1 pseudogene is annotated in these 299 nt (G+C 58.5%); it reads right to left on the bottom strand.

The annotated features are described in order from the left end of the window. Window positions 1–299, bottom strand: a pseudogene (locus RTW80_RS28570) (hypothetical protein); the annotation flags it as partial.

The following is a 299-nucleotide window of genomic DNA, read 5'->3' as shown; positions in this document are numbered from 1 at the left end:
GCTCTGACCGCCTGCAACAGCAGACCTTCATGCACTTCATCCAGGTTACCGTTGGGGCTGGCCATCACTGACAACTGGTCACGGACACGCTCCGCTGACTGGTCAATATCGGTGATGTTCGCAAACGGGTTAAAACGCAGGGTTTCACCGTCCAGATACACCCCGCCCATGTTCTCACACAGGGACTTGTATCCATCCCCCATGTCGAACACCACGGCAAAGCCTCCGGAGTCCAGCACGCTGCGGATAAGTGGCTGTATCAGCCCGGTTTTACCGGCCCCGGAGGTGCCACAGACCGC

It is taken from the genome of Escherichia sp. AM3 (assembly GCF_032029835.1).
In the GTDB taxonomy this organism is placed as follows: domain Bacteria; phylum Pseudomonadota; class Gammaproteobacteria; order Enterobacterales; family Enterobacteriaceae; genus Escherichia; species Escherichia coli.
Note: the sequence above shows the minus strand (reverse complement) of the source record. Positions and strands in the feature narration are given on the sequence as shown.